Origin of the sequence: Bradyrhizobium sp. LTSPM299, from assembly GCF_000938235.1 — a bacterium.
Lineage (GTDB): Bacteria > Pseudomonadota > Alphaproteobacteria > Rhizobiales > Xanthobacteraceae > Bradyrhizobium.
Window position 1 is genome coordinate 16,535 of record NZ_JYMU01000059.1, and the last position, 24,842, is coordinate 41,376.

Below are 24,842 nucleotides of genomic sequence, written 5' to 3' on the forward strand. Positions count from 1 at the left end.
GTTGCCATGTATCAACGCGCGGTCTCGCAGGCTTTTCTCACACGATTTGGAAAGGTTAACGGCTACCCCGCGGACAAGTTCTCCGCGAATGCCACTGGGCACACGCGACGACAACGGGCCAACCATGGCGTTCGGATCTTTCGCCGTCGCCATCTCGAGGCGAATCGCTTCCTGCAACGTTCGCGTGAGGGTGACATAGAGTCGCGTCGATGGGTGGTCATCGAAGACCGGTGTTGCTGTTTGTGTCTCCGTGTACATTCGATCGGGAGGAATTCCGGCACGTTGTCCTGCGCAGCAGCCGCGATGCGAGAACATGTGCGCTACGGCGCGGCATGCGCGCAGAAGTCGAATCTCTCTAAGAGCATCTCTAAGAGGGCTTCTATTAGAGAAATCTTCATCCCTCGCGTAAGCGTCCCGGCAACGGCACGTCGTCGTGCACAAGAGCGGCGTGACAGGGACTCCGTTGCAATTGGGGTAGGGCGCGTTGAATCATCTACGTCTATTGCGAATCGCCGCGTCGGCGACCGCTTCCGCGTTGGCATTGCTGCCGCATTCATCCTTGGCCCAGACGACGACGTCGCCGCCGCAGTCGGGCGCCCAGGCGTTGCCGCCGGTGGTGGTTGCGTCTCCCGAGGCGCGGCGGCGGGCGACCACTGCGCCGCAGCGGCGCGTCCAGCGGACCGCGCAGCCGGCCTCGTCGCGAAAACCTCCGCTGGTTCGCAATGTCGGCTTTGTCGAGAGCCCGCGCGGTCCGATCCAGGGCTATGTCGCGAACCGCAGTTCGTCTGGAACCAAGACCAACACGCCGATCATGGAGACGCCGCAGTCGGTGTCGGTGGTTGGCAGTGAGCAGATCCGCGATCAGAAGCCCGGTAAGTTCGACGAGATCCTGCGCTACGCGCCGGGCGTGCTCGCCGGCACCTTCGGCGCCGACACCCGCAACGACTGGTTCCTGATCCGCGGCTTCAAGTCCGACGACGTCGGCCTCTTCCTCGACGGACTCCAGCTTTTCTACACGTCCTATGCGAGCTGGAAGTTGCAGCCGTTCGATCTCGAGCGTGTCGAGGTGCTACGCGGTCCTTCGGCGGTGCTGTATGGCGGCTCCAGCCCGAGCGGCATCGTCAACGCCATCAGCAAGATGCCACCGGAGGAGCCGATCCGCTACATCGAGGCCGGCGTCAACAATTTCGGCAATGCCTATGTCGGGTTTGACGTCGGCGGGCCGGTAGCTGCGCCCGGGCAGGATGGCAAGCTGTTCTATCGCGTGGTCGGACAGGTCCAGAATGGTGGCACCCAGGTCGATTTCACGCCCAACAACAATTACGCCATCGCGCCGTCGGTGACCTACAAGCCGGATATCGACACCACCTTTACGATGCTCGCGTCCGCGTCGCGGAACGAGACGCGTGGCATCAATTTCCTGCCCTATGTCGGCACCGTCACGAACGCGCCATTCGGGCGGATCCCGACCAGCCTGTTCGTCGGCGATCCCTCGATCGACACCTTCACGCGCGAGCAGGAGATGCTCGGTTATCAGTTCGAGCGCAATCTCTCCGACAACGTCACCTTCCGCCAGAATGCCCGCTTCGCCCATGTCGACGTCACCTATCGAGGCCTGATCGGCAACGGCTACACCAACTTGGCCACCGGTGACCTCGGGCGCTACAATTGGTATGCAAAGGACACGGCCAATCAGGCCGATCTCGACAGTCAACTCGAATATCGATTCGATACCGGTCCGGTCAAACACACGATGGTGTTCGGCGTCGACCTGAAGGATTACCGGATCGACGATTACCAGATCTTCCAGTTCGGCACGACGCCGTCGATCAACGCGTTCAATCCGGTTTATGGCCTGGGAAGCCTGCCGTTCACGACCACGCCTTTCCGCAACTTCGTGATCAAGCAGGAGCAGCTTGGCACTTACGTGCAGGACCAGATGAAGCTGGGACGCTTTACGCTGGTGCTGAGCGGTCGCAACGATTGGGTGTCGACCAGCCAGGATGATCGGCCAAGCGGCGTCACGCTCACCAATCGCGAAGACAGCAAGTTCAGCAGCCGCGCCGGGCTGATCTACAATTTCGACAACGGCGTCGCGCCCTACGTCTCCTATGCGACGAGTTACAATCCGGTGATCGGCCTTAATGCTGCGAACCAGTTGTTGTTGCCCGAGACCGGGCAGCAGTCCGAGGTCGGCGTCAAGGTCCAGCCGAATGGCTTCGATGGCCATATCACCTTTGCCTGGTTCGATCTGAAACGTCAGAACGCGCTGACGACCGATCCGAACAATCCGCTGCTGCAGAACCAGACCGGCGAGGTCACCTCGCGCGGCTTCGAGGTCGAAGGGGTTGCGAATCCCTTGCCCGGGTTGAAGGTCATTGGCGCCCTCACGGCCTATAGTCTGTTCACCAGCAAGGACCTCAACCCGGCCCTGGTCGGATTGACGCCGACCAACACGCCGCAGCAGATGGCATCGATCTGGGGCGACTACACTTTCCAGCAGGGCCCGCTGACCGGCTTCGGCTTCGGCGGCGGCGTGCGCTACATCGGCTCATCCTTCGCCGACCAGGCGAATACGCTGGAGGTGCCTTCGGTGGTGCTCGGAGACGCCGCCATCCACTACGAATGGCAGGGCTGGCGTGCGGCGTTGAATGTGATCAACATCGCTGACACCATCTATGTTGCGAGCTGCGCGGGGACGACGGCATGCTTCTACGGCGATCGTCGTCGTGTCACCGCCAGCCTTGGTTACAAGTGGTGACGGGGCGGTACGGATGACCGGGAGGCACGGCTGAAGGCGCGGACTGTCAGGGTCTGGTCGCTGGTCCATACCTGGACCAGCCTGATCTCGACCGTATTCCTGTTGCTGCTCTGCCTCACCGGGCTGCCGCTGATCTTCCATCACGAGATCGACGAGGCGCTCGGCTATGCGCCGCTACCGGAGGCCGCTACCGGACGGCCGCCGCTACCGGCGCAGCAGATCGTGCAGGCCGCGCTCGCTGCCGATCCGGGGCGGGTGATGCAATACGTGTCCTGGGATAAGGACGAGCCCGGAATCGTCTTCGGCTTCACCAACAATGCGCCAGACGGCAAGCCCGACGACACGACGGTGCGCGCCTTCGATGCGGTGACGGCGAAGCCGCTCGGGCTGGTCGGCGTCGGACCGATGCTGATCGTACTGAAGCTGCACACCGACATGTTCGCAGGGCAAGCCGGCAAGCTGTTCCTCGGTGCGATGGGTCTCCTGTTCGTGGTCGCGATCGTGTCGGGCGTGGTGCTGTACTGGCCATTCACCCGCCGGCTACGCTTTGCCACCATCCGCGACCACTCGGCACGCCGCGTGGCGTGGCTCGACTGGCACAATCTGATCGGCGTGGTCACGATCGTCTGGATGCTGGTGGTCGGCCTCACCGGTGTGATCAACACCTGGGCCGAGCTGATGCTGAACCAATGGAAGGCGACCGAGCTCGCCGAGATGGTGAAGCCCTATGCCGGCAAGCCGCCGCCGGTGAAGCTGGCGCCGCTCGATCAGGTCGTGGCGCAGGCAAAGCAAGCCGCGCCCGGCATGGACGTGGCCTTCGTGGCCTATCCGGGAACGCCGTTCACCTCGTCGCATCACTATGCGGCCTTCATGCGCGGCGACACGCCGCTGACGTCGCGGCTGCTCAAGCCGGTGCTGCTCGACGGCGAGACCGGCGAGGTGTCCGACACTCGCGCGTTGCCGACCTATCTGCAGGCGCTTTTGATCTCGCAGCCGCTGCATTTCGGAGACTATGGCGGCATCCCGCTCAAGATCATCTGGGCGATCCTTGACGTTCTCACGATCACCGTGATCGGCAGCGGGCTCTATCTCTGGCTGGCGCGACGGCGGAAGCGCGGGCGTGTGGCTGCGACCAGCCAGGTCGCGTTGGCGCGATGAAGCCGGGCGCCGACCGGCCGCAGCGCTGGCCCGATGTGTTCGGTGCGCCGATCGTCGTTGCCGTGCTGACCCTGTGCGGTCTGCTCGCTGCGCTGCTGCTTGGCGATGTCGGCCGCTATTTCTCCTGGCTGGCGGTCGCGGCACCCGTGGCGATCGTCGCGTGGGCCTGGTTGCGCCTGCGGCTTCGTCAACGCGTATTCGGCAGATAGCGCCAGCCTTCCTTGCCGAGGAAATCCAGCATGGCCTGCGCCGGAGGCAGCAGGACCTTGTCGGCACGTCGGATCGCGTGCCACTGCCGGACGATGGGCAATCCTTTCACCTTGAGCACCACGAGACGGCCGTCCTCCAGTTCGTGAAACACGGTGTGCTGGGAGATGAAGGCGATGCCGAGCCCGGCCATGACAGCCTGCTTGATGGTCTCGTTGCTGTCCATCGCCATGCCGATCTTCGGCGTCAGCCTGACCCGCTGGAAGAACTGCTCCATCAGCATCCGGGTGCCGGAGCCCTGCTCGCGGGTAATGAAGGTCTCACCCGCAAGGTCGGATATCTCGACGTGCCGGCGCCGCGCCAGCCGGTGATCGGCCGCCGCGACGATGTAGTGCGGATGCCGGCCGAGCGGCCGCATCTCGACTTCGACGTCGGCTGGCGGCGCACCCATCACGGCAATATCGAGATCGTAGTCGCGCAGCGCGTCGCGGATCTCCTCACGGTTGCCGATCCTGAGCATGACCTCGATCTTGGGGAAGCGGCGTGAGAACGCCGCGATCGCGAACGGCACGAAATACTTTGCTGTAGAGACCGCGCCCATCGAGACGCGCCCGCCGCTGCGGCCCGCGATCAGGTCGAGCGATTGCTCGCAATCCTTCAGCGCCGCCTCGATCCGCTCGACCAGTGCCAGCACGTGGGCGCCGGCATCCGTCAATGCCATGCCGTCGCCGGTGCGCTGGATCAACGGAAGCCCTGCGAGCGCCTGCAGATTGCGGAGCTGCAACGTCACCGCCGGCTGGGTGAGGTTGAGGCGATTGGCCGCCGAGGTAACCGAGCCGGCCTCGTGCACCGCGGACAGCGCGCGCAGCTGACGGATGGTGAGGTCCCGCGAGAAGTGGCCGGCCATGGAAAGCCCCATAAGAAATACTTTGGCGAGACCAAAGATAATGAAATTTCCCTAATTATGCAATTCGGGTGTTGATGCTGGCGACGACGGCGACTCCCGGTTGGGTCGTCGATCGAAGCCTCGGCAAAGAGGGCGTGATCAAAGGGAGAGGCCCGTGGACGTCAGTCCTGCATTGCATGCCTATCTGGAATGGCCGACGCAGCACAACCCGATGCGTGCGGCGACCGTTGCGGTGATCGAGGCGCTTGCCCGCGCGGCGGTGGAACTCGCGCGCATCATCGCCGCCGGTTCGCTTGCCGGCATTGGCGCTGAAAGCGGCGGCATCAACCCTGACGGCGACCGGCAGAAGACGATCGACATCATCGCCGACCGCCTGATGCGCGAGGCGCTGCGGACCGCGCCGGTTGCCGCCCTGCTGTCCGAGGAGGCGGAACTTCCCGAGACGCTCGACGCCGATGCACCGCTCTGCGTTGCGATCGATCCGCTCGATGGCTCCGCCAATCTCGAGAACAACATCTCTATCGGCACGATCTTCTCGATCCGGCCGAAAGCGTACGACGTCATTTCGACATTCTTCGAGCCCGGCACGGCGCAGTGCGCGGCCGGCTGCTTCATCTATGGCCCGCAGACCATCCTGGTGCTGGCGCTCGACCAGTGCGTCGATTGCTTCACGCTCGATCCGCGAACGGGCGAATTCGTCCTGACCGGGCGCGATCTGCAGGTGCCGTCGGATACGCCGGAGTTCGCGATCAATGCCTCCAACCGCCGGCACTGGAGCGGCGCGGTGCGGGGCTACGTCGACGAGTGCCTTGCCGGCGTCAATGGCGAGCGTGGGCAGGATTTCAACATGCGCTGGATCGGTTCGCTGGTGGCCGAAGCCTATCGCATTCTGATCCGCGGCGGCGTGTTCCTGTATCCGGCAGATGCGCGCCAGGGCTATCGCGAAGGCCGGTTGCGGTTGCTGTACGAGGCCCATCCGATCGCGCTGATCATGGAATGGGCCGGCGGCGCGGCCTCGAATGGCCGGACGCGGATTCTCGAATTGTCGGCACGCACACCGCATCAGCGCGTGCCCCTGATCATGGGATCGATGCGCGCCGTGCGCGATGTCGATGCGATCCACCAGACCGTCGAGCCGTTGTTCGAGAGCAGCGATGCCCCGCTGTTCGCGCGGCGCGGCCTGTTCCGCTGAGAGGGAATCGTATGTCACGCCGACATCCCATCATATCCATCACGGGCTCTTCCGGCGCCGGCACGACGTCGGTGAAGAAGACGTTTGAGAACATCTTCCGCCGCGAGAACGTGGTTGCGGCCTATATCGAGGGCGATGCGTTTCATCGCTACGACCGCGCCGAGATGCGCAGCAAGATGTCGGAGAAGGCCGAGCGCGGCAACAAGCATTTCAGCCATTTCAGCCCCGAGACCAATCTGCTCGAGGAGCTCGAGCGGCTGTTCCGCGATTATGCCGAGACCGGCACCGGAACGACGCGGCACTATGTGCACGATGAGGAGGAGTCGCGGCTCTACGGCGCGAAGCCCGGCACCTTCACCGAATGGGACGCGTTACCGGAGGCCTCCGATCTCCTGTTCTACGAAGGCCTGCACGGCGCCGTCGTCACCGACACGGTGAACGTCGCCCAGCATGCTGATCTCAAGATCGGTGTCGTGCCGGTGATCAATCTCGAATGGATCCAGAAGCTGCATCGCGACCGCAGTCATCGCGGCTATTCCACCGAGGCGGTGACCGACACCATCCTGCGGCGCATGCCCGATTACGTGAACTACATCTGTCCCCAGTTCAGCGAGACCGACATCAATTTCCAGCGCGTTCCGACCGTCGACACATCGAATCCGTTCATCGCGCGCTGGATCCCGACCCCTGATGAATCGATGGTGGTGATCCGGCTGAAGAACCCGCGCGGCATCGATTATCCATATCTGCTGTCGATGATCCCGCACAGCTTCATGTCGCGCGCCAATTCGATCGTGGTTCATGGCGCGAAGCTCGATCTGGCGATGCAACTCATCCTGACCCCGCTGATCCTGCAACTGATCGAACGAAAGAGGCGAACGATATGACCGCACTTGCGTCCCTGGCCAGCCGCACCGACGTCGGCCATGCCGAGATGGCCAATGCCATCCGCTTTCTTGTCATCGATGCGGTGGAACAGGCCAAATCCGGCCATCCCGGAATGCCCTTGGGCATGGCCGATGTCGCGACCGTTCTGTTCTCGCGTTTCCTGAAGTTCGATCCGGCCGATCCGGCCTGGCCGGACCGCGACCGCTTCGTGCTCTCGGCCGGCCACGGCTCGATGCTGCTCTACGCGCTGCTCCATCTGACCGGTTACGAGGCCATGACGCTCGATCAGCTCAAGGCGTTCAGGCAGTGGGGATCGAAGACCCCCGGGCATCCCGAATACGGCCATACGCCGGGCGTGGAGACGACGACCGGGCCGCTCGGGCAGGGGATTGCAACGGCGGTCGGCATGGCGCTCGCCGAGCAGCTGATGAATGCGCGATTCGGCGACAACCTCGTCGATCACTTTACTTACGTGATTGCTGGCGATGGCTGCCTGATGGAAGGTCTCAGCCACGAGGCGATCTCGCTTGCCGGCCATCTGCGGCTCAACCGTCTGATTGTGCTGTTCGACGACAATCACATCTCGATCGATGGCGCCACGTCGCTGTCGTGCTCGGACGACCAGGCGTCGCGGTTCAAGGCAAGCGGCTGGAACGTGCACTGCATCGACGGCCACGATCCGCAAGCCATCACCGCGGCGATCAGGCAGGCCAAGGCGAGCGATCGTCCGTCGCTGATCGCCTGCCGCACCGTGATCGGGTTCGGTGCGCCGAACAGGCAAGGGAGCGAGAAGGTCCATGGCGCTCCGCTCGGGGCCGACGAGATTCAGAAGACCCGCGCTGCGCTTGGCTGGCCGTATCCGGCTTTCGCTGTGCCGGATCCAGTGCTCGCCGAATGGCGCGAAATCGGCGCGCGCGGCCGCGAGGCACGCCGCAGCTGGATCGAACGTTCGCGACGGACGTGCAACGGCGAGCGATCTCCGTTCCATGATGCGCTGAACCGAAAACTGCCCTGTGCCTATGCCGAGGCGATGGCGAGGCTGAGGGCGCGTTTCGCGACCGAACGGCCGAAGCTCGCAACGCGTCAGGCCTCGCAGCAGGTCATTGATGTGATTGCAGAGGTGTTGCCGAACCTGCTCGGTGGCTCGGCCGACCTCACGCACTCCAACCTGACGCTGGCGAAGACGCAAGTCCCGGTGCGTCCGGGGACGCTCGACGGCAGCTATATCCACTATGGCATCCGCGAGCACGGCATGGCCGCGGCGATGAACGGCGTTGCCCTGCATGGCGGGTTCATCCCCTACGGCGGAACATTCCTGACCTTCGCCGACTACAGCCGTCCGGCGATCCGGCTCGCGGCGCTGATGGGCATTCGCGTGATCCACGTCATGACGCATGACTCGATCGGGCTCGGAGAAGACGGGCCGACGCATCAGCCGGTCGAGCATCTGGCTGCGCTGCGAGCGATCCCGAATCTGCTGGTGTTTCGTCCGGCCGATGCGGTCGAGACGGCGGAAGCCTGGGACTGCGCGCTGAAGAGCGAGACCGCGCCGTCGATCCTCTGCCTGTCGCGGCAGGCGCTGCCGACGTTCCGTGACGGCGCGACTCAGGTCAATCAGGTTGCGCTCGGCGCCTATGTCGTCATCGAGCCGGAGGGAGGGCGCGACGTCACGCTGGTCGCCAGCGGGTCGGAAGTGTCCATCGCGCTGGCGGCCGCACAAATGCTGGCCGAGGACAGCATACGGGCCGCGGTCGTCTCCGCGCCGTGCTTCGACCTGTTCCGCCAGCAACCACGCGACTATCGCGCCAGGGTGCTTGGCGCAGCCCCGCGCGTCGGCGTCGAGGCTGCGGTCGAAGGCGAATGGGCGCGCTGGCTCGGCGACGACGGCGAGTTCATCGGCATGACCGGCTTCGGCGCCTCGGCGCCGGCTGACGTGCTCTACCGCGAATTCGCCATCACGCCCGCGGCCGTCGCAGCGGCCGCGAAGCGTGTGACCCGTCGATCGATCTGAAAGGAGCAAGCAGTCATGGCGCGGATAACCCTGAGGCAATTGCTGGATCATGCCGCCGAGCGCGGCTACGGCGTGCCGGCCTTCAACATCAACAACATGGAACAGGGCCTCGCCATCATGGAGGCGGCGGCGGCCTGCGATGCGCCGGTCATCATGCAGGCCTCGCGCGGTGCGCGCGCTTACACGGGCGACATCATGCTGGCGAAGATGATCGATGCGCTGGAGGAGATGTATCCGCAGATCCCGCTCTGCCTGCATCTCGACCACGGCAACGAGGAGTCGAGTTGCGCCACCGCGATCCGCTACGGTTTTACCTCGGTCATGATGGACGGCTCGCTCAAGGCCGACGCCAAGACCGCTGCGGATTACGACTACAACGTCGACATCACCCGCCGCGTCGTCGACATGGCGCACTGGGTCGGCGCATCGGTCGAGGGCGAGCTCGGCGTGCTCGGCTCGCTCGAGCATGGCGGGGGCGAGCAGGAGGACGGTCACGGTGCCGAAGGGCAGCTCAGCCACGACCAGTTGCTGACCGACCCCGACCAGGCTGTCGACTTCGTCCGTGCCACCAAGGTCGATGCGCTGGCGATCGCGATGGGCACCTCGCACGGCGCCTACAAATTCACCCGCAGGCCCGACGGCGAGATCCTCGCGATGCGCGTCGTCGAGGAGATCCACGCACGGCTGCCCAACACCCATCTGGTGATGCACGGCTCGTCGTCGGTGCCGCAGCCGTTGCAGGATATGTTCAACGCGTTCGGCGGCGAGATGCCGCAGACCTGGGGCGTGCCGGTCGAGGAGATCGTCCGCGGCATCAGGCACGGCGTGCGCAAGGTCAACATCGATACCGATTGCCGGCTCGCGATGGCTGCGGCGTTCCGCAAGGTCGCGGTTCAGTCGAAGAGCGAGTTCGACCCGCGCAAGTTCCTCAAGCCGGCGATGGACGCATTGCGCGAGCTGTGCCGCGACCGCTTCGAGCAGTTCGGCACGGGCGGCAATGCCGGAAAGATCAAGGTGGTTCCGCTGTCGGAGATGGCGCGGCGTTACCGTGCCGGCGCGCTCGACCCACAAATTGGAAGCATAACTCAGGCCGCGTGAGCGACACGGCGACGACATTCTCAGGAGGATCACATGAATATCCAGCAATCGATCACGGTGCGCGGCAAGGATCGCTACAAGTCCGGCGTGATGGAATACAAGCGGATGGGCTATTGGGAGCCGCATTATGAGCCCAAGGACACCGACGTCATCGCGCTGTTCCGCGTCACGCCGCAGGATGGTGTCGATCCGACCGAGGCCTGCGCCGCGGTGGCCGGCGAGTCCTCGACCGCGACCTGGACGGTGGTGTGGACCGACCGCCTGACGGCCGCGGAAAAGTACCGCGCGAAGTGCTATCGCGTCGATCCGGTGCCGAATTCGCCGGGCAGCTACTTTGCTTATATCGCCTACGACCTCGATCTGTTCGAGCCGGGCTCGATTGCGAACCTGACGGCGTCGATCATCGGCAACGTGTTCGGCTTCAAGCCGCTGAAGGCGCTGCGGCTCGAGGACATGCGGCTGCCGGTGGCCTATGTGAAGACCTTCCAGGGCCCGGCGACCGGCATCGTCGTCGAGCGCGAGCGGCTCGACAAGTTCGGCCGTCCGTTGCTTGGCGCCACCGTGAAGCCGAAGCTCGGCCTGTCCGGCCGCAACTATGGCCGCGTCGTCTACGAGGCGCTGAAAGGTGGACTCGACTTCACCAAGGACGACGAGAACATCAACTCGCAGCCCTTCATGCATTGGCGCGAACGCTTCCTCTATTGCATGGAGGCGGTCAACCGCGCACAGGCCGCGACCGGCGAGATCAAGGGAACGTATCTCAATGTGACGGCGGCCACGATGGAGGACATGTATGAACGCGCCGAGTTCGCGCACGAGCTCGGCTCCTCCATCGTGATGATCGATCTCGTGATCGGCTACACCGCGATCCAGTCGATGGCGAAGTGGGCGCGCCGCAACAACATGATCCTGCATCTGCACCGCGCCGGTCATTCGACCTATACGCGGCAGCGCAGCCACGGCGTCTCGTTCCGCGTCATCGCGAAGTGGATGCGGCTGGCCGGCGTCGATCACATCCATGCCGGCACGGTGGTCGGCAAGCTCGAGGGCGATCCGAACACGACGCGCGGCTACTACGACATCTGCCGCGAGGACTTCAACCCGATGCAGCTCGAACATGGCGTGTTCTTCGATCAGAACTGGGCGAGCCTCAACAAATTGATGCCGGTGGCGTCCGGCGGCATCCATGCCGGCCAGATGCACCAGCTGCTCGATCTGCTCGGCGAGGACGTCGTGCTGCAGTTCGGCGGCGGCACCATCGGACATCCCCGCGGCATCCAGGCCGGCGCCATCGCCAACCGGGTTGCGCTGGAAGCCATGATCCTCGCTCGCAACGAGGGGCGCGACTACGTCCATGAAGGGCCGGAGATCCTCGCGAAGGCCGCGCTGACCTGCACGCCGCTCCGCGAGGCACTCGAGATCTGGAAGGACGTCACCTTCAATTACGAGTCGACGGACGCACCCGACTTCGTTCCCACGCCAAACATGGCCGTCTGACAGGAGGTTCTCATGCGCATGACCCAAGGCTGCTTCTCGTTCCTGCCCGATCTCACCGACGAACAGATCGGTGCGCAGGTGCAATATTGCCTCGACAAGGGTTGGGCGGTGAACGTCGAGTTCACCGACGATCCGCATCCCCGCAATACCTATTGGGAGATGTGGGGGCTGCCGATGTTCGACCTGCGCGATGCCGCAGGGATCATGAAGGAGCTGGCCGATTGCCGGCGCGTCTATGGTAACAGTTACATCCGGATCTCCGGTTTCGATTCCAGCTCTGGCTGGGAATCCGTCCGCATCTCCTTCATCGTCAATCGGCCGACCGAAGAACCCGGCTTCCGGCTCGACCGGCAGGAATCCGTCGGGCGCAACATTCGCTATTCGACGCACGCCTATGCGGCGACGCGGCCGGAGGGTGAGCGCTACCGAAATCGTTGACCGCGTCCGGTTGAAGCCAGGCGGGTTGCTCCCTCGACCGCCTTGGTCCGGATGCACTTCTCCGTCGTCGCGGCCCCGCGGCGACGGAGCTTTTCGATTGTCGAGAGGACCATGATGAGACCGCAAGAGCAGCCCCGCGAAACTCCGCGCGAAACTCCGGCTGAGACCGTCGACCTCCGAGATGAATTCGCCAACCTCGGCATCGGCGATGTGCTCGACCAGCTCGATTCCGAATTGATCGGGCTCAAGCCGGTGAAGACGCGGATCAGGGAGATCGCCTCGCTGCTGCTCGTCGAGCGTATCAGGCGGAAGATGGCGCTCGCCACGACATTTCCGACCCTGCATATGTCGTTCACCGGAAATCCCGGCACCGGCAAGACCACCGTGGCGCTGCGGATGGCCGGCATCCTGCACAAGCTCGGTTTCGTGCGCCGCGGCCACGTCATCAGCGTCACGCGCGACGACCTGGTCGGGCAATATATCGGCCACACCGCGCCGAAGACCAAGGAGATCCTGAAGAAGGCGATGGGTGGCGTGCTGTTCATCGACGAGGCCTATTATCTCTACCGGCCCGAGAACGAGCGCGACTATGGCCAGGAGTCCATCGAGATCCTGCTGCAGGTGATGGAGTCCCAGCGCGAGGATCTGGTCGTGATCCTGGCCGGCTATGGCGATCGGATGGAAAAATTCTTCCAGAGCAACCCCGGCTTCCGGTCGCGCATCGCGCACCACATCAACTTCCCCGACTATCTGGATGCGGAGCTGCTTTGGATCGCCGAGCTGATGTTGCAGCAGCAGAATTATCGTTTCTCGCCGGAAGCACGCGAGGCCTTCATCCGTTACATCGCCGCGCGCAAGGCGCAGCCGCTGTTCTCCAACGCCCGCTCGATCCGCAACGCGCTCGATCGTATCCGGCTGCGGCAGGCCAACCGGATCGTGGCGAAGCTCGACCGTACCCTCACCGCCGCCGACGTGATGTTGATCGAAGCCGGCGATGTCCTGGCGAGCCGCGTGTTCGCAAAGGACACCGGCGCGACGGAGCAGGGGTGATGAACCAGGCGCTCGCGGCCATCCGAACGGTCGGGATGCGGGATATCATTGCGAACGCCCGCGCGCTGATCTTCGATGTCGACGGCACCTTGGCCGAAACCGAGGAGGTGCATCGCCGAGCGTTCAACGACGCCTTTGCCGCAGCCGGCCTCGGCTGGCATTGGGATCGTGCCACCTACGGCCGCCTGCTGCGCGTCGCGGGAGGTAAGGAACGCATCCGCGCGTTCGACCAGCGCAGCGTCGTCCCGCTGCTGTCTTTCGCTGATGTCGCCGACCTGCATCGCATCAAGACCGCGCGCTACGCCGAGTTGATCGCGACGGGCAACTGCCCGCTGCGGCCGGGCGTAGACGCGTGGCTCGCCGGCGCACGCAGCTGCGGCCAGCGCCTGGCGATCGCCACGACGACGTCGCATGGCAATATCGATGCGCTGCTCTCGGTGGCGCTCGGCCCCGATTGGGCCAGTCTGTTCGAGACGATCGTGGCCGGCGACGATGTTCCGAGGAAGAAGCCGGCGCCCGACGTCTATGTCGAGGTGCTCTCGCGTCTGGCGCTCGGGCCGGGGGACTGCATCGCCATCGAGGATTCCGGCAACGGCCTGATGTCGGCATCGCGAGCCGGCATTCCCGTGATCATCAGCCGAAGTGCGTATTTCAGCGACGATGATTGGACCGGGGCCCTCCGTGTCGTCGATGATCTCTCTGACATCGACTATTGATGCCCGACCCAGCTGGCCGACCAGCGTCACCGAATGAACCCAATAGTCAAATAATATGACTAGTCGGCGCCGGTTATCCGTGGAATAGTAGGGTGTGATCCACCAAGGGTCGCTGAAAAGGTGCCATTACGCCAGAAGTTCTGGTGGATGGCGCTTGCCAACAATGCCGGGAGACAGCGCCTCATGATCCCCCACGCCATTCCCGCGCCTCCCTCAACCCACGCCGTGACGCGCGGGTAACCCCACGGCGTTTTCGGATCGGCGCGGACAAAGGGGCGGAGCGAGCATGACGCTGTTCATTGGCTCAATCGACATTCCGCGATTTCGGATCGTGACGCCGTCAGCGTGGACGCGACACCGCCGAAAATCTACGGCAGGCTTATTGGCGGTGGCCGACGACTGACACTGTCGACGGCAACGCTGGCTCAATTCAAAAAACAAAGGGAGTGAAGCATGTTCAAGTCGAAGACCACCTTGTTTGCGCTCGCGCTGGCCGGCCTCGCCGCGTCGGTGTCCGGTCGCTTCGCCATGGCCCAGGGTAAACCGACCGTTGGCGTCGCGATGCCGACCAAATCCTCGGCACGCTGGATCGACGACGGCAACAACATGGTCAAGGTGCTGAAAGAACGCGGTTACGGCACCGACCTGCAATATGCCGACGATGATATCCCGAACCAGCTCTCCCAGGTCGAGAACATGGTGACCAAGGGCGCCAAGGTCCTGGTCATCGCGGCGATCGACGGCACCACGCTGTCTGACGTGCTGAAGCAGGCCAAGGCCCAGGGCATCACCGTGATCGCCTATGACCGCCTGATCCGCGACACCCCCAATGTCGACTATTACGCGACCTTCGACAATTTCCAGGTCGGCGTGCTGCAGGCACAGTCGATCGAGAAGGCGCTTGGGCTGAAGGAGGGCAAGGGGCCCTTCAACATCGAGTTGTTCGGCGGCTCGCCTGACGACAACAATGCCTATTTCTTCTACGACGGGGCGATGTCGGTGCTGAAGCCCTACATCGACAGTGGCAAGCTTGTGGTCGCCAGCGGCCAGATGGGCATGGGCAAGGTCGCGACCCTGCGCTGGGACGGCGCGACCGCGCAGGCGCGCATGGACAATCTGCTCAGCGCCTTCTACGGCAAGAAGCGCATCGATGCGGTGCTGTCGCCCTATGACGGCCTGTCGATCGGCATCATCTCCTCGCTGAAGGGCGTCGGCTACGGCAGCAAGGATCAGCCGATGCCGTTCGTCAGCGGCCAGGATGCGGAGGTGCCCTCGATCAAGGCCATGCTGCGCGGCGATCAATATTCGACCATCTTCAAGGACACCCGCGATCTCGCCAAGGTCACGGCCGACATGGTCGATGCCGTGCTGAGCAAGAAAGAGGTCAGTGTCAACGACACCAAGACTTACAACAACGGGGTCAAGGTGGTTCCATCGTATCTGCTCAAGCCGGTCGTGGTGGACAAGACCAATTGGGAGAAAATCCTGATTGACAGCGGCTACTACAAGCGCTCGCAATTCGACTAGGACGGGTGGGCAGGTGGGCCGTGGCTGATAGCGCCGGACGCGACCGGCGCCGTGGGACGTGATCTGATGACGGCAATGCTTGAGATGCGCGACGTCAGCAAGAGCTTTGCCGGCGTGCAGGCGTTGCGCGACGTCAACTTCACCGTGGAGGCCGGGCAGATTCACGCTCTGGTCGGCGAAAACGGTGCCGGCAAGTCGACCCTGATGAAGGTGTTGAGCGGGGTCTATCCCGCCGGCAGCTATGAAGGGTCTATCTTGTTCGACGGCGAGGAGCGGCGGTTCCGCGACATCAACGACTCCGAGGCGCTGGGGATCATCATCATCCACCAGGAGCTGGCGCTGATCCCTCAGATGTCGATTGCCGAGAACATCTTCCTGTCGCACCCGCCGTCGCGGTTCGGCGTCATCGACCGCGACGCGGTGTACCGTCGCTCCGCAGAGTTGCTGGCGCTGGTGGGGTTGCGCGAGTCGCCGGATACGCTGGTCACCGATCTGGGTGTCGGCAAGCAGCAACTCGTCGAGATCGCGAAGGCGTTGTCCAAGAAGGTACGGCTCCTGATCCTCGACGAGCCGACCGCGAGCCTCAACGAGGCCGACAGCGCGGCCCTGCTCGAGCGCCTGCTCGCATTCCGCGCGCAGGGCATCGCCTCGATCCTGATCTCGCACAAGCTGAATGAGGTCGCGCGCGTCGCCGACCGCATCACCGTGCTGCGCGACGGCCGCACCGTCGACAGCCTCGATTGCCTGACGGAGCAGGTCGAGGAAGACCGCATCATCCGCAGCATGGTCAACCGCGACCTCGCGCATCGCTTTCCCGAGCGGAAGGTCGATATCGGCGAACCCGTGATGACGGTGGAGAACTGGTCGGTGCATCATCCGCTGCATACCGAGCGGCGGGTGATCAAGAATGTCGACTTCACGGTGCGTCGCGGCGAGGTGGTCGGTATCGCCGGCCTGATGGGCGCCGGCCGGACCGAGTTTGCCATGAGCCTTTTCGGCCGGGCCTGGGGCTACAACATCTCCGGCAAGGTCCGCCTCGATGGCGGCGCGCCTGATCTTTCCAGCGTGCCGGCCGCGATCGATGCCGGCCTTGCCTATGTCACCGAGGACCGCAAACTGCTCGGGCTTATCCTGGCCGACGACGTCCGCAAGAACGTCACGTTGGCGAGCCTCGGCCAGATCTCGGAACGTGGCGTGATCGACGACGTCGTCGAGCTGAAGGCCGCCAGCAACTACCGCAACCGGATGCGGATCCGCTGCTCCGATGTCTATCAGGAGGCCGGCCAGCTCTCGGGCGGGAACCAGCAGAAGGTGGTGCTGTCGAAATGGCTGATGACCGACCCGAAGGTCCTGATGCTCGACGAACCGACCCGCGGGATCGACGTTGGGGCGAAATACGAGATTTATTGTATCATCAACGAGCTGGCTGAGGCCGGCAAGGGCGTCGTGGTGATCTCGTCGGAAATGCCCGAGCTGCTCGGCATCTGCGACCGGATCTGCGTGATGAATGACGGCGCCTTCGTCGGCGAGTTCGCGAAGGCCGACGCAACGCAGGAGAAGATCATGCGCGCTATCATGCGCAATGTCAGCGTGTCCGGAAACGGCGCTCATGACGGTGTCGTGCGAGCAGGAGAGGCAGGGCCAAGAGAGGCAATGCAATGACCGACAAGACGGTTTCGCTTCCCGAGACGCCGCGGCATTCCGGGTTCATCAAGAACAATCTGCGCAGCTACGGCATGCTGCTGTCGCTGCTTGCGATCATGCTGTTCTTCCAGATCGTGACCGACGGCACCCTGCTGCAGCCGGTCAACCTCACCAACCTCGTGCTGCAGAACAGCTACATCGTGATCATGGCGCTCGGCATGCTGCTGGTGATCGTCACCGGGCATATCGACCTCTCGGTCGGTTCGGTCGCGGGCTTCGTCGGCGCGGTCGCGGCGGTCTTGATGGTGCGCTACCATGTCGACTATCCGATCGCGTTCGTCGCCTGCCTGCTGGTCGGTGCCGCGATCGGCGCGGCGCAGGGCTATTGGGTGGCCTATTTCAAAATTCCGTCCTTCATCGTCACGCTGGCGGGGATGCTGGTGTTCAAGGGCCTGGCGCTGGCGGTGTTGCAGGGACAGTCGGTCGGGCCGTTTCCGCCGACCTTCCAGAAATTGTCGTCCGGCTTCATCCCGGAACTGTTCCCGAATGCCGGTACGTTCTATCCGACGTCGCTCCTGATCGGCGTCGTGCTGGCATTCGCGCTGGTGCTGGCGAGCGCCAAGGGCCGGACGCGCGAGCAGGCGCACGGCATTACCGTCGAGCCTTACGCTTTCTTCGTCGCCAAGAGCATCGCGCTGGCGGGCGCGGTGCTCTACTTCACCTATCTGATCGCCTCGCATCGCGGCCTGCCGAACGTGCTCGTCATCATGACGGTCCTGATTGCGGCCTACGGCTTCGTCACGCGGCGCACGGTGATCGGGCGGCAGATCTATGCGGTGGGCGGCAACGCCAAGGCCGCGAAGCTGTCGGGCATCAAGACCGAGCGGCTGACCTTCTTCACCTTCGTCAACATGGGCGCGCTGGCGGCGCTGGCCGGGCTCGTCTTTGCCGCGCGGCTCAACACGGCGACGCCCAAGGCTGGCCTCGGCTTCGAGCTCGACGTCATCGCCGCCTGCTTCATCGGCGGCGCCTCGGCCTATGGCGGCGTCGGCCGGGTCGGCGGCGCGGTGGTCGGCGCCATGATCATGGGCGTCATGAACAACGGCATGTCGATCCTCGGTGTCGGCATCGATTATCAGCAAGTGATCAAGGGCCTCGTTTTGCTCGGCGCCGTCTGCATTGATGTCTACAACCAGCGGCGCTGAGGGCCACGCGGTCATCTTTCTGCGGTAGGATGCCGGTGCAACGCAGGAGAATGCCGCGTGAAATTGTCCCATGCCGATGCGCTCAACATCGGAAATATCCTGGCCGAGGTCGGCCGCACCGAGATCATGCCGCGGTTCCGCCGCATCAGGGAGATCGAGGTCCGCACCAAGACCTCCGCCTTCGACGTGGTCACGGAAGCCGACGAAATTGCCGAGCAGGTGATATCGGCGGCGCTGTCGCGCGCCTTTCCGGGCGCCGTCATCATCGGCGAGGAGGGCACGGCGAAGGATCCGGCCGCGCTCGACCAGATCGGGACCGCGGAGTTGGCCTTCATCATCGATCCGATCGATGGGACCCGGAACTTCACCTCCAGCCTGCCGCTGTTCGGGACCATGGTCGCGGCGACCATGCGCGGCGAGATCGTGCTCGGCGCGATCCATGATCCCGTCTGCAACGACACCGCCTACGCGCTGCGCGGCGAGGGCGCCTGGCTCGAGGCGCCGGACGGCAAGCGCTTCGACCTGAAGGTCGCGGCGGCCGCTCCGATCAAGCAGATGGATGCCGTGATCGGCGTCAACTTTCTTCCCGAGGAGCTGCGGGCTGTGGTGGCCGGCAATCTCGCAAAGCTCGGCATGAGCTCGTGGCTGCGCTGCGCCGCGCATGAATACCGGATGGCGGCGTCGGGACATTGCCACCTGCTGTTCTACAACAAGCTGATGCCGTGGGATCACGCCGCCGGCTGGCTGCTGCATCGCGAGGCCGGCGGCTACAGCGCGCATTTCGACGGCTCACCTTACAAGCCCGTCAATCTGACGGGTGGGTTGCTCTGCGCGCCGGACGAAGCGAGCTGGCATGCCGCGAAGCAGGCGATCCTGACGGCGAGTGGATAGGTCTGCGCGCGCCGCGACAACTGCATCCACAGCGTCGTCCCGGCGCAGGCCGGGACCCATACTCCGCGGCGGGTGTCGTGACAGGAACTCGTCATTCCAGCGTCGCGCAATAATTGGGACTTGTGGTTATGGGTCCCGGCCTGCGCCGGGACGACAGCGAGGGTGCGGCGCGGCTTGCGAGTCATACGTCAGCGCTCTCGCGACATGATTTGTCCGAGGTTTGCGTCTCGTTTCGCCTTCTCACTTTGAAGAGGGCGCAGCGCATCCCACCGCACGTGTCCCGGGCATGACGAGGAGAGGCGCTTGCGCCTGTTCGCCTATTCGCTGCCGACCTCGCCGGTGATGATGTCGCCGAACAGCTTCCAGCTTTCGCCTTCGAAACGCATCAGCTGCTCCTGCTCGATCGGACGGAAGTCAGTCGGGCTGGTATTGATCTTGATGCCGGGCAGGATCATCTTTGGCGCAAAGTTCTTCAAATTGGCCGCCTGCTTCATGACGTTCTCGCGCGTGAGATCGTCGCCGCACTGCTTGAGCGCCTGCGCCAGCGTCCCTGCGGCCACGTAGCCGTAGACGTGATTGCCGTTGGTCTTGTCGCCGTCAGGGATGTACTTGTCCATGAAGGCGCGCCATTCCTTCGTTTCCGGGTCGTCGTTCCAGGTCGCATCGGTCGGGTCCTTCAGATAGGCGACCGAGATGACACCTTGCGAATTCTCGACGCCCGCGGCCCGCATCACCGAGGCGACCGAAGTTGCCGTGCTGGTCAGGAAGATGGTCGGCTTCCAGCCGATTTCCGCGACCTTCTTGATCGTCTGCGCCGCGCCCTTCGGTGCCGCCCAGGCGAACAGGATATCGGCGCCCGAGGCGCGCAGCGCCACGATCTGCGAATCCAGCGTCGGATCGGTCAGCTCGTAGGACTTGTCGGCGATGATCATGCTGCTCGCTTTGTCGCCGAGACCGTCGCGCATGCCCTTCAGCGCGTCCTTGCCGGCATCGTCGTTCTGCCAGAGCACCGCGATCTTGCCGTTCGGGAAATGGTCGAGAATGTACCTGGCGTAGATCCGTCCCTCGCTCTGGTAGTTCGGCTGCCAGCCCATCGTCCACGGAAAGTTCTTCGGGTCGCCGAAGCGTGTCGCACCCGAGGCAATGAAGAGGTGCGGGACCTTTTTCGCGTTGAGATATTTCTGGATCGCGACATTGGGCGCGGTGCCGAGCGGTTGGAACACCACGAAAACCTCGTCGCCCTCGACCAGCTTGCGCGCCTGTTCGACCGATTTCGGCGGCGAGAAGCCGTCATCATAGGAGATGAAGTTGATCTTGCGGCCGTTGATGCCGCCCTGTTCGTTGATCATCGTGAAATAGGCCGCCTCGGTCTTGCCGATGATGCCAAAGGCGGAGGCCGGCCCGCTATAGGGCATGATGTTGCCGATTTTGATCTCGGTGTCCGAAACGCCCGGGCCGTAATTCTTCTGCGCGTGCGCAGGCGACAGCGCACCGATCGCAGCGACAACAGCTACACCCCACGCGCGAAGGCAAAATCCGTTCAACATCCCCGAACCACTCCCTGCTTGTCCGCCCTCGTTGCGTCCGCCAAGCCCGGGTGAGGGGCCGGCGCGTTGACGTGCGGCGAAGATTGTTTTATGCGCTTCCATCTGGAAACGTTTCCAGATTAGCGCGTGTTCCGGCAAATGGCAATATTTCTGCGATCGGGAGAGAGTCGAGAGATGACTGGACTGGAGCAGGCAAGCGCGGCCGATCGCGTCAACGGCGCGAGGCCGCCAGCGGTCGCCGAATGTGACGCCGTTGTGGTCGGCGCCGGCTTCGGCGGGATCTATGCGATCTATCGGCTGCGACAACTCGGCCTGAGGGTGATCGGCATCGAGGCGGGAGCTGATGTCGGCGGCACCTGGTACTGGAACCGCTATCCGGGTGCGCGTTGCGACATCCCGAGCCTGTTCTATTCCTACACCTGGTCGCCGGAGCTGCGGCAGGAGTGGCGCTGGAGCGAGAAATACGCAGCGCAGCCGGAAATCCTTGATTATGCGCGGCGTGTCGCCGACCGCTTCCATCTGCGCGCTGCGATCCGCTTCGACACGCGCGTGACGACGGCGGACTGGGATGAGGCGAGCCGGAGCTGGACGCTGCGCACCGATCGCGGTGACAGCATCGTGGCGTCCTACTGCGTGATGGCGACCGGCAATCTCTCGGTCCCCAACAAGCCGAAGCTGCGGGGACTGGAGCGTTTTGGTGGGCCTGTCTATCACACCGGCCAGTGGCCGCATGGCGAGATCGATTTTTCCGGACAGCGCGTCGCTGTGATCGGCACCGGCTCGTCGGGCGTGCAGACGATCCCGCTGATCGCCAAGGTAGCGCGCCGGCTGACCGTGTTTCAGCGTACGCCGAACTACTCGGTGCCGTCGCGCAACGCGCCGCTCTCGGACGCTGACGTGGCGGCCGCCGAACCTGTGATCGCGAAATACCGCGAGAGCCTCGAGACGCCGGAGTTCGGGCGGGTGCCCGCGAATGCGTTCGACGCGCCGGTGCCCGAGCGCGACGTGCAATGGACGCGCTATGAGGAGCTCTGGGAACAGGGCGGCGGCGGCATCCTCACCGCGTTCCCGAACATCCTGACCAATGAGGCCGTCAACGACGTCGCCTGCGAGTTCGTGCGCGACAAGATCCGCGGCATCGTCAAGGACGAGACCACGGCGGAGGCGCTGTCGCCGAAGGACTATCCGCTCGGCGTCAAGCGCATCTGCATCGATAGCGATTATTTCGCGACCTACAATCTGCCGCATGTCGAACTGGTCGATCTTCGCGAAGAACCGCTCGAGGCGGTCACGGAGACTGGCGTGGCGACCGCGACGCGCTCCTTTGCGCTGGACGCGTTGGTACTGGCGACCGGATACGACGCGATGACCGGTGCGCTGGCCGCGATGGAGATTCGCGGGCGCGATGGCACCAGCCTGAAGGCGGCATGGGCCGATGGGCCCAGCGCCTATCTCGGCCTGATGGTGTCGGGCTTTCCCAATCTGTTCGTCGTCACCGGGCCTGGAAGCCCATCGGTGATCGGCAATGTGATCCACGCCTGCGAGAACCATGTCGAGTGGATCACGGCCTGCCTCGAGAGCATGCGCGCCAAAGGATTGACCCGCATCGAGCCGGAGCACGACGCCGAACGCGGCTGGATGGCACATGTTGCCGACGCCGCGAGCCGCACGCTCTATCCGAAGGCCAACTCCTGGTACCAGGGCGCTAACATCACCGGCAAGCCGCGGGTGTTCATGCCCTATGTCGGCCAGGGCTACCGGCATCGGATCGCACAGATCGCGCAGCGTGATTACGAAGGGTTTATCAGGCGTTGAGGGAGTCCTCGCTGGTCACTCACACCTAAACTAACCAGCCGTCATTGCGAGGAGCGACAGCGACGAAGCAATCCATTGTCCCGCATATGCTGAACGATGGATTGCTTCGCTTCGCTCGCAATGACGAAGGAGGAGGAGGAGAAGGAGGAGGAGGAGGAGGAGGAGGAGGAGGAGCTGGAACCGTTTCCAGATCGACGAGAGCACGAACGTCTGTGGACCTACTTCCGTCCGCGCGCCGTCGGCGGTGCGGCGCAGGAGTGGCGCAGGATGAATCGCGTCGGCAGGTAGATCGGCTCGCCGATAGCGGCCTTGTCGCCGTCGCGGATCTGCTCCAGCAGCAGCCGCGCGGCGGTGCGGCCGACCTCGTTCATGTCCCAGCTCAGCGCCGAGATCGCGGGCGTCGCATGTCGCGCGAGATCGGTGTCGCCGCTGCACACGATCGAGACGTCCTGCGGATAGCGCAGCCCCTTGCTCGTGACCGCCTCCAGCACTTCCGCCAGCATGCTGGTTCCGAGCGAGATGATCGCGGTCGGCGGCGCGGCCAGTTGCAGCAACTGGCAGACCGAGCTGAATGCCGTGTTGGCGCCTTGCATATGCGGGCGTATCAGGGTCGGATCGACCTCGATTTTGGTGTCGAGATGCGCCTGCCGGTAGCCGGCGAGCCGCTCCGCGCTCGGCATTACCGCAGCGCTTCCGGTCAGGAGTGCGATGCGACGATGGCCGAGCCCGATCAGATAGCGCGTCACCTCCAGTGCCCCGCCGCGGTGATCGACGCGAACCGCGGCGCTATCAGGCACCTCGCGGTCGACGGTGACGCAGGGCAGGTCGAGCGTCGCCAACCCCTTCATGAAATCCGTGTGGGAATTGTCGCCCGCGAACAGCAAGAGCCCATCCATCTGGCGGCGGCGCACCGCTGACAGGAACGCGGCTTCGCGCGCCTCCTCATGCTTGGTCGCGGCCAGCATCAGCAGGAAGCCGGCGCGCTGGAACTCCTCCTCGGCCGCACCCACCATGTCGGTGTAGTGCGGGTTGGAGAAGTCGGCCACCATGCAGCCGATCGTGTTCGATGCCCGCGAGCGCAGCGCCTGCGCGGCCTGGTCAGGCTCGAAGCCCAGGCGCTTCACCGCGCGCATGATGCGGGCGTGCAGTTCGGCGCTGGTGTAGATGCCGCCATTGAGCGTGCGGCTGACGCTGCTGACCGACACGCCGGCCTCGGCGGCGACGTCACGAATCGTCGGTCGTGTCCGTCGCGTTCTGGTCATTGTTGTCTTCGCCTCGCCGATTGCCTTGTCGTTGAACCTAATCAGGCCCCGCCCCGAATCTCAAATGATTCCTGTTCACCCGGCGGAGCGAAAGTGCCGCGGCGAATGCCGGGTCGCGCGCCGGATCAGCCGGCGCAGCGTCGAAGGCTCGGCATAGCCGACCTCGCGCGCGATCTGCTCGACCGAGAGCCGTGTGGTCTCAAGTAGTGATCGCGCCGTCTCGATCCTGATCCGTTGCACGAACTGGATCGGCGAGACGCCGCAGACCGAGGCGATCCGCCTGGCGAAGGTCCGCGGCGCCAGTCCGACCGCGGCGGCGACGTCCTCGATCGCGAAATCGCGCGCGATGTTGTTGCGCACCCATTTCTCGGCCCTGGCGACCTTCGGGTCCTGGCTCGCGAGATAGTTGATCGCCATGAAGGGAGCCTGGGAACGCCGCTCGTCCAGCAGCAAATAGTTGGCACAACCCTTCGCGATATCAGGGCCGGCGAAGCGGGCGACCACCGCGAGCATCAGGTCCATCTGCGCCATCGCGGCACCTGCGGTTGCGATCGGCCAATCGGCCACCACCATCCGTTCGGTCATCAGGTTGACGTTCGGATAGCGCTGCCGGAACAGCGGCGCAAACCACCATGTCGTGGTCGCCCGCTTGCCGTCGAGCAGTCCGGTCTCGGCCAGCAGGAAGCTGCTGGCGCAGGAAGCGGCGAGCATGGCGCCGTCCTCGAACGCGGCGGCGAGCATGTCGCGCGCGCGCCGGCATGCAGGACTGCTCAACTTCAGCTCCAGCTCATCGGCCGACGCCGATCCGAGGCCGGGCACGATCACGAGATCGACGCCTCGCAGGTGACCGCTGCTCCGCCTCGGGCCGTAACGCAGCGTCGTCACCTCGAAGCGCGCGCGCTTCGTCGCGCTGATCCGGTTGGCGGTGGCCAGCACGTCGTAAGTGATGGCGGCACTCGACGCCAGGCAGCCGTCGATCTCGACAACGGCAACTTTGGTCATGTCAAAAAATCCACGATTAATGTCAT

20 protein-coding genes are annotated in these 24,842 nt (G+C 64.1%); 16 read left to right on the forward strand and 4 right to left on the reverse strand.

The window, feature by feature from the left end:
• The first annotated feature begins 559 nt into the window (after positions 1 to 559).
• The 3 genes from UP10_RS30505 (at position 560) to UP10_RS30515 (ending at position 4,128) form a co-directional block, all read left to right on the forward strand.
• A complete protein-coding gene (locus UP10_RS30505; RefSeq protein ID WP_245321961.1) occupies positions 560 to 2,761 on the forward strand; it encodes a TonB-dependent siderophore receptor in 2,202 nt (733 codons plus the stop codon).
• Positions 2,762 to 2,863: 102 nt separating this feature from the next.
• Entirely contained in the window at positions 2,864 to 3,919 is a 1,056-nt protein-coding gene (locus tag UP10_RS30510; RefSeq protein WP_245321962.1) for a PepSY-associated TM helix domain-containing protein, read from the forward strand.
• Positions 3,916 to 4,128: a hypothetical protein gene (locus UP10_RS30515; protein ID WP_044590914.1), complete on the forward strand. Its 213-nt coding sequence runs from the start codon at positions 3,916 to 3,918 to the stop codon at positions 4,126 to 4,128. Before UP10_RS30510 ends, UP10_RS30515 begins: the two co-directional genes overlap by 4 nt.
• Here the strand turns inward: UP10_RS30515 and UP10_RS30520 are convergent.
• A complete protein-coding gene (locus UP10_RS30520; RefSeq protein WP_044591018.1) occupies positions 4,107 to 5,033 on the reverse strand; it encodes a LysR family transcriptional regulator in 927 nt (308 codons plus the stop codon). The genes UP10_RS30515 and UP10_RS30520 overlap by 22 nt on opposite strands.
• Positions 5,034 to 5,244: 211 nt before the next feature.
• On the opposite strand from UP10_RS30520, the gene UP10_RS30525 reads away from it, so the two are divergent.
• The 12 genes from UP10_RS30525 (at position 5,245) to UP10_RS30580 (ending at position 19,190) form a co-directional block, all read left to right on the forward strand.
• Positions 5,245 to 6,225, forward strand: coding sequence for a class 1 fructose-bisphosphatase (locus tag UP10_RS30525; RefSeq protein WP_044591019.1), 981 nt, complete (start codon positions 5,245 to 5,247; stop codon positions 6,223 to 6,225).
• An 11-nt stretch (positions 6,226 to 6,236) separates the two neighbouring features.
• Positions 6,237 to 7,112 carry a phosphoribulokinase gene (locus tag UP10_RS30530; RefSeq protein ID WP_044590915.1) on the forward strand — a complete coding sequence of 292 codons (876 nt, stop codon included), beginning with the start codon at positions 6,237 to 6,239 and terminating at the stop codon, positions 7,110 to 7,112.
• Positions 7,109 to 9,124 carry a transketolase gene (gene tkt / locus UP10_RS30535; protein ID WP_044590916.1) on the forward strand — a complete coding sequence of 672 codons (2,016 nt, stop codon included), beginning with the start codon at positions 7,109 to 7,111 and terminating at the stop codon, positions 9,122 to 9,124. Before UP10_RS30530 ends, tkt begins: the two co-directional genes overlap by 4 nt.
• A gap of 15 nt (positions 9,125 to 9,139) precedes the next feature.
• Positions 9,140 to 10,222, forward strand: coding sequence for a class II fructose-bisphosphate aldolase (fba, locus tag UP10_RS30540; RefSeq protein ID WP_044590917.1), 1,083 nt, complete (start codon positions 9,140 to 9,142; stop codon positions 10,220 to 10,222).
• Positions 10,223 to 10,255: 33 nt separating this feature from the next.
• Positions 10,256 to 11,719, forward strand: a complete 1,464-nt coding sequence (locus UP10_RS30545) for a form I ribulose bisphosphate carboxylase large subunit (RefSeq protein WP_044590918.1) — start codon at positions 10,256 to 10,258, stop codon at positions 11,717 to 11,719.
• 12 nt (positions 11,720 to 11,731) lie between these two features.
• A complete protein-coding gene (locus UP10_RS30550; protein WP_044590919.1) occupies positions 11,732 to 12,157 on the forward strand; it encodes a ribulose bisphosphate carboxylase small subunit in 426 nt (141 codons plus the stop codon).
• 111 nt (positions 12,158 to 12,268) lie between these two features.
• Entirely contained in the window at positions 12,269 to 13,207 is a 939-nt protein-coding gene (cbbX, locus tag UP10_RS30555; RefSeq protein ID WP_044590920.1) for a CbbX protein, read from the forward strand.
• On the forward strand, positions 13,207 to 13,923 hold the full coding sequence (locus UP10_RS30560; protein WP_044590921.1) for an HAD family hydrolase: 717 nt from the start codon (positions 13,207 to 13,209) through the stop codon (positions 13,921 to 13,923). Before cbbX ends, UP10_RS30560 begins: the two co-directional genes overlap by 1 nt.
• 453 nt (positions 13,924 to 14,376) lie before the next feature.
• On the forward strand, positions 14,377 to 15,450 hold the full coding sequence (gene chvE, locus UP10_RS30565; RefSeq protein WP_044590922.1) for a multiple monosaccharide ABC transporter substrate-binding protein: 1,074 nt from the start codon (positions 14,377 to 14,379) through the stop codon (positions 15,448 to 15,450).
• Between the two features lie 66 nt (positions 15,451 to 15,516).
• On the forward strand, positions 15,517 to 17,112 hold the full coding sequence (gene mmsA / locus UP10_RS30570) for a multiple monosaccharide ABC transporter ATP-binding protein (RefSeq protein ID WP_044590923.1): 1,596 nt from the start codon (positions 15,517 to 15,519) through the stop codon (positions 17,110 to 17,112).
• Positions 17,109 to 18,299, forward strand: a complete 1,191-nt coding sequence (mmsB, locus tag UP10_RS30575; protein WP_044590924.1) for a multiple monosaccharide ABC transporter permease — start codon at positions 17,109 to 17,111, stop codon at positions 18,297 to 18,299. The genes mmsA and mmsB overlap by 4 nt, the downstream gene beginning before the upstream one ends.
• A 57-nt stretch (positions 18,300 to 18,356) precedes the next feature.
• The gene (locus UP10_RS30580; RefSeq protein ID WP_044590925.1) at positions 18,357 to 19,190 is read left to right on the forward strand and encodes an inositol monophosphatase family protein; all 834 of its coding nucleotides are present in this window, start codon (positions 18,357 to 18,359) and stop codon (positions 19,188 to 19,190) included.
• Between the two features lie 317 nt (positions 19,191 to 19,507).
• Here the strand turns inward: UP10_RS30580 and UP10_RS30585 are convergent, their stop codons facing one another.
• Positions 19,508 to 20,737 carry an ABC transporter substrate-binding protein gene (locus UP10_RS30585; protein WP_044590926.1) on the reverse strand — a complete coding sequence of 410 codons (1,230 nt, stop codon included), beginning with the start codon at positions 20,735 to 20,737 and terminating at the stop codon, positions 19,508 to 19,510.
• A 174-nt stretch (positions 20,738 to 20,911) separates the two neighbouring features.
• On the opposite strand from UP10_RS30585, the gene UP10_RS30590 reads away from it, so the two are divergent.
• Entirely contained in the window at positions 20,912 to 22,552 is a 1,641-nt protein-coding gene (locus UP10_RS30590) for a flavin-containing monooxygenase (protein ID WP_044590927.1), read from the forward strand.
• 218 nt (positions 22,553 to 22,770) lie between these two features.
• On the opposite strand, the gene UP10_RS30600 is transcribed toward UP10_RS30590, so the two are convergent.
• Positions 22,771 to 23,814 carry a LacI family DNA-binding transcriptional regulator gene (locus tag UP10_RS30600; RefSeq protein WP_044590929.1) on the reverse strand — a complete coding sequence of 348 codons (1,044 nt, stop codon included), beginning with the start codon at positions 23,812 to 23,814 and terminating at the stop codon, positions 22,771 to 22,773.
• A gap of 75 nt (positions 23,815 to 23,889) precedes the next feature.
• Complete coding sequence (locus UP10_RS30605; RefSeq protein ID WP_044590930.1) at positions 23,890 to 24,816, reverse strand: GlxA family transcriptional regulator; 927 nt, start codon at positions 24,814 to 24,816, stop codon at positions 23,890 to 23,892.
• Positions 24,817 to 24,842 lie beyond the last annotated feature (26 nt).

Excerpts from the sequence above, each read along its gene's own strand:
- UP10_RS30515 (WP_044590914.1), top strand. The coding sequence starts at position 3,916 with ATGAAGCCGGGCGCCGACCGGCCGCAGCGCTGGCCCGATGTGTTCGGT.
- UP10_RS30520 (WP_044591018.1), bottom strand. The coding sequence starts at position 5,033 with ATGGCCGGCCACTTCTCGCGGGACCTCACCATCCGTCAGCTGCGCGCG.
- UP10_RS30525 (WP_044591019.1), top strand. The coding sequence starts at position 5,245 with ATGCGTGCGGCGACCGTTGCGGTGATCGAGGCGCTTGCCCGCGCGGCG.
- UP10_RS30530 (WP_044590915.1), top strand. The coding sequence starts at position 6,237 with ATGTCACGCCGACATCCCATCATATCCATCACGGGCTCTTCCGGCGCC.
- tkt (WP_044590916.1), top strand. The coding sequence starts at position 7,109 with ATGACCGCACTTGCGTCCCTGGCCAGCCGCACCGACGTCGGCCATGCC.
- fba (WP_044590917.1), top strand. The coding sequence starts at position 9,140 with ATGGCGCGGATAACCCTGAGGCAATTGCTGGATCATGCCGCCGAGCGC.
- UP10_RS30545 (WP_044590918.1), top strand. The coding sequence starts at position 10,256 with ATGAATATCCAGCAATCGATCACGGTGCGCGGCAAGGATCGCTACAAG.
- UP10_RS30550 (WP_044590919.1), top strand. The coding sequence starts at position 11,732 with ATGCGCATGACCCAAGGCTGCTTCTCGTTCCTGCCCGATCTCACCGAC.
- cbbX (WP_044590920.1), top strand. The coding sequence starts at position 12,269 with ATGATGAGACCGCAAGAGCAGCCCCGCGAAACTCCGCGCGAAACTCCG.
- UP10_RS30560 (WP_044590921.1), top strand. The coding sequence starts at position 13,207 with ATGAACCAGGCGCTCGCGGCCATCCGAACGGTCGGGATGCGGGATATC.
- chvE (WP_044590922.1), top strand. The coding sequence starts at position 14,377 with ATGTTCAAGTCGAAGACCACCTTGTTTGCGCTCGCGCTGGCCGGCCTC.
- mmsA (WP_044590923.1), top strand. The coding sequence starts at position 15,517 with ATGACGGCAATGCTTGAGATGCGCGACGTCAGCAAGAGCTTTGCCGGC.
- mmsB (WP_044590924.1), top strand. The coding sequence starts at position 17,109 with ATGACCGACAAGACGGTTTCGCTTCCCGAGACGCCGCGGCATTCCGGG.
- UP10_RS30585 (WP_044590926.1), bottom strand. The coding sequence starts at position 20,737 with ATGTTGAACGGATTTTGCCTTCGCGCGTGGGGTGTAGCTGTTGTCGCT.
- UP10_RS30590 (WP_044590927.1), top strand. The coding sequence starts at position 20,912 with ATGACTGGACTGGAGCAGGCAAGCGCGGCCGATCGCGTCAACGGCGCG.
- UP10_RS30600 (WP_044590929.1), bottom strand. The coding sequence starts at position 23,814 with ATGACCAGAACGCGACGGACACGACCGACGATTCGTGACGTCGCCGCC.
- UP10_RS30605 (WP_044590930.1), bottom strand. The coding sequence starts at position 24,816 with ATGACCAAAGTTGCCGTTGTCGAGATCGACGGCTGCCTGGCGTCGAGT.